Origin of the sequence: Bradyrhizobium sp. 23, assembly GCF_023073295.1 — a bacterium.
GTDB classification, from domain to species: Bacteria; Pseudomonadota; Alphaproteobacteria; order Rhizobiales; family Xanthobacteraceae; genus Bradyrhizobium; species Bradyrhizobium canariense_D.
The window spans coordinates 7515-11197 of the sequence record NZ_JADPJF010000005.1; the positions used below are offsets into that span (position 1 = coordinate 7515).

Annotated in this window: 4 protein-coding genes; all 4 read right to left on the reverse strand. The window is 66.0% G+C overall.

Features of this window, described 5'->3' with window-relative positions:
• Positions 1 to 126: 126 nt before the first annotated feature.
• Positions 127 to 948 carry a GNAT family N-acetyltransferase gene (locus tag IVB32_RS00835; RefSeq protein WP_085353566.1) on the reverse strand — a complete coding sequence of 274 codons (822 nt, stop codon included), beginning with the start codon at positions 946 to 948 and terminating at the stop codon, positions 127 to 129.
• On the reverse strand, positions 935 to 1972 hold the full coding sequence (locus IVB32_RS00840; protein WP_247370932.1) for an NAD(P)-dependent oxidoreductase: 1038 nt from the start codon (positions 1970 to 1972) through the stop codon (positions 935 to 937). Before IVB32_RS00840 ends, IVB32_RS00835 begins: the two co-directional genes overlap by 14 nt.
• Before the next feature lie 18 nt (positions 1973 to 1990).
• Positions 1991 to 2761, reverse strand: coding sequence for an ABC transporter permease (locus IVB32_RS00845; protein ID WP_026232760.1), 771 nt, complete (start codon positions 2759 to 2761; stop codon positions 1991 to 1993).
• An 84-nt stretch (positions 2762 to 2845) separates the two neighbouring features.
• Complete coding sequence (locus tag IVB32_RS00850; protein WP_018454547.1) at positions 2846 to 3493, reverse strand: TetR/AcrR family transcriptional regulator; 648 nt, start codon at positions 3491 to 3493, stop codon at positions 2846 to 2848.
• Positions 3494 to 3683: the final 190 nt, after the last annotated feature.

A 3683-nucleotide genomic window follows, 5' to 3' on the forward strand; every position in this document is an offset into this window, starting at 1 on the left:
CGCGCGCTGATGCTTTTTGTCGAGCTGGCGTTCGGCGGTGAGCGCGAGGGGATGCGCCGGCAGCACGGTGCCGTCGGCGATCAGCTTGCGGATCTCGCTGTTGATCTGGCTGTGGTGCATGATGTCCTATCCGAATTCAGGGCCGGCGACGGCGAATGGCATGTCTTCACCCGCGGTCTTAGCGGGGCCGAACCGCATGCGCTGGAACGGGCGCTCGATGATCCAGCCGGATGCGGTCAATCCTTCAGGGAACGCGGCTTGCGACGCGACGGCATCGAGCAGCAGCGGTCCGGTCTCCGATCGCGCGATGGCATCGACCAGGGTCAGCGCGGCTGCCGCGTCGTCGGCAAGCAGCGGGCCGATATGGCGGGCGGTACGTCCGTCGCGAACCAGCGCGATGGCGCCGTTCGCGGAGACGATGCGCGAGCCGGAACGCTGCGCGAAGTTGGAGAGCAGGGCGGTTCGATCGAGGCCCGTGGCGCGCCGGTCGCGCGCGCGGAGCGCGTCGAGTGTCGCGGACGAAGGTGCCTGCCCGGACGCGGATGCCGATTTCACCAGCTTGAGCCGGCGCAATTGCAGGGTCGGCGTGAACCCGAGCGGCCCATAGACGGCAGCACCGTCCGGGGTTGCGTCGAGCCAGCTCGTCAGGCCGCGTTCGCGCGCCATCGCCAGGCAGGCGTCGACGAGCCGCGTGGCGAGACCGCGTCGGCGATGGCTTGCCGTCACCAGCACCATGCTGATCCAGGCGTTGTCGCCGGGGTAGGGCAGGAGTGCTGCGGTCGCGACCAGTTGCGCGCCATCACGGATGCCGAACGCGACGCCGTCGCTTAGGAAAAACCGCCAGTCGTCTTCATTCTGGTTCCAGTGCGCCTCTGTCGAGAGCGCGAGGCCCGCCGCAGCATCCTCGACGCCAAGCCGGATGATGCGCGGATCGTCAGTAGCGTCCATCGCGCACCTCGTATTTGGTGGGCTTGCCGAGGCTCGGCATGGCGCGCGACACCCAATCCGCCGTCCAGGCGATCAGCTGCTCGGTGTCGACGACCGGCAGGCCGAAAAGCTCGACTGCCTTGGACGTGTCGGTCAGCCACGCAGTCGGCTCTTCGTTTCCTGTCAGCACCGGCATACGGCCGAACCTGGCGCCGAATCTTGCTGCGAGGTCGCGCACCGCCAAAATCTCGTGGCCGCTGACATTGATCGGCGAGGTCGGCGCTGTGCAATGCGCGAGGCAGCGCAGCGCCTGCGATGAGGCATCGCCCTGCCAGATGAAATTGACATGACCGATGCTGAGGTCGATCGGCGTGCCCGTGAGCACTTTCAAGGCGATGTCGTGCAGCACGCCATAGCGCATGTCGATCGCGTAGTTGAGGCGGAATAGCCGCCCGGGCGTTCCGAACTTGCGCGAAAAATACTCGAACATGCGCTCGCGGCCCACGCAGGACTGGGCGTACTCGCCGGGCGGGTTCGGCGCCATGTCCTCGCCCGATCCTTTGCCGTCGACGGGGACGAACGGATAGATGCAGCCGGTCGAGAACGCCACGATCCGCGACGAGGGGAAGGCCTGCGCGATCAGTGCCGGCACGTGCGCATTCATCGCCCAGGTCAGCGAGAGATCGCCCTCAGCGCCGAATTTGCGGCCGGCCATGAAGACAATGTTGGGCGCCTTCGGCAGCGCCTGGATCGCGGTCTCGTCCATTAGGTCGCAATTGATAGTCTCGACGCCACGCGCGTGCAGCCAGTCCTTGACGCCGGCGTCGCTGAAGCGGGCGACGCCGATGACACGGCGATCGGGCGCTGCGGCCTTGGCAAGCCCCGCCAGCGTCGGCCCCATCTTGCCGGCGACGCCGAGGATCATGATGTCGCCGTCGACCCGGGCGAGGTCGTCGATCAATGCCTGGGTCGGCCGGCACAGGAGATCGTCGAGCGCAGCGATATCAGGGATGGTCTTCGGCAGGTTCTGGCGGGTGAGGAGCATGGTTGTGGTCCTTGATCTTCAAGTTTGTCTTGCGTCGCCGACGACGAAGATGCGTTCGAGGACGAGCACGAAGCCGTAAAGCGCGACGCCGAGCAGGGTGAGCAGCACGACGGCCATCACCATCGCGGGCGTGTCGAGCGACGACTGCACCTGGATCATGAGGTAGCCGAGCCCGCGCTCGGAGGCGATGAACTCGCCGACTATGGCGCCGGCGACCGCGAGGATGGCGCCGACCTTCATCCCGGAGAAGATGTAAGGCAGCGATCCCGGCAGCTGGATCTTGCGGAACAGCGTCCAGCGCGAGCCGCGCAGCGATTTGACGAGGTCGAGCAGATCCGGCTCGACCTCGCGCAAGCCCCGCGCGGTGGTGAGCAGGATCGGGAAGAAGCAGATGCTGAAGGCGATCAGGATGTTCGGCACGATGCCGTAGGAGAACCAGACGATGAGGAGCGGACCGAGCGCGACCTTCGGGATCATGTTCAGCGTCACGAACAGCGGCAGCAGCACGAGGCTGATCAGCGGCGCCCAGCTGAAGATGACGGCCAGCGTCACGCCGACGAAGGCGCCGAGCGCAAAGCCGCCGAGGATCTCGATCGCCGTCACCAGCGTGTTGGCGCCCCAGGCGTAGCTCGCGGTTCCTAGCGTCTGGATTGTCGCGAGCGGCGACGGCAGGATGAACTTCGGGACGTGGAAGGCATCGACCAGCACCTGCCAGAGCACCAGCACGGCGAAGTGCACGATTAGGACGATCGCAAAGCTGCGCGTATTGCGGGCGCCGTCTCCTGTCACCGGTTACTCCCTGTTGTCAGCGGCCACCTTGCCGCTGGTCGCAAGCCTAGCCGTCCCGGAGGGAAGTTTCAACCAGTTGGTTGATTATGGCCGGAGCGAATGCAGCACGAGATCGGCGACGTGCCGGCGGCGGGCGCGGCGCGCGGCCCGGCTCGACAGGTCCTTGCCGAAGATCGCCGACAGCGTCGGCGTGTTGGAGAGATAGAAATAGCTGAGGCCCGCGATGGAGATATAGAGCTGGATCGGGTCGATCCCCTTGCGGAACATGCCGGCGCGGACGCCTTCGTGAAGGATGTGGGACACGCTCTTCACCAGCGGCGAATGCATCGCCTCCAGCCGCGTCGAGCCGCGGACGTGGCGGGCACCGCCGCGGTTCTCGTCGTTCAGAAGCACGATGAAATCGGGGTTCGTCGCGAGGTAATCGAACGAGGCCTCGATCAGTTTCCGGATCGCCTTTCCCGGCGGCAGGCCTTCGAGATTGAGCTGACGTTCCTGCTCGCGGATATCGGCGTAAACCCATTCGAGCACGGCGAGATAGAGCGCGTCCTTGTCGCCGAAATAATGGTAGACGAGCTGCTTGTTGACACCGGCGCGCTCTGCGATCTCGTCGACGCGGGCGCCGGCAAAGCCGTGCCGGGCGAACTCCTCGCGCGCCGCGGTGAGCAGCTTCTTGCGTGTGGCGACCGGGTCGCGCCGCTGCGGCACGGTGTCGCCTGAACGTTTTGCGGGCATTTCCAACCAAACAGTTGACAAGTTGAGGGCGGCCTTGTTGCATTGGTATCCTCACGGGGGGAGAGCGACAAGCCGGTCGCGGGCAACGAGGAGAGATGCGATGAAGCGTTTGCAGGCGGCGGGCTCGGCCCTGGCTGTGGCCCTGATGCTCGGATCACCAGTCGTGCCCGCGAACGCGGGCGAGGCGGTC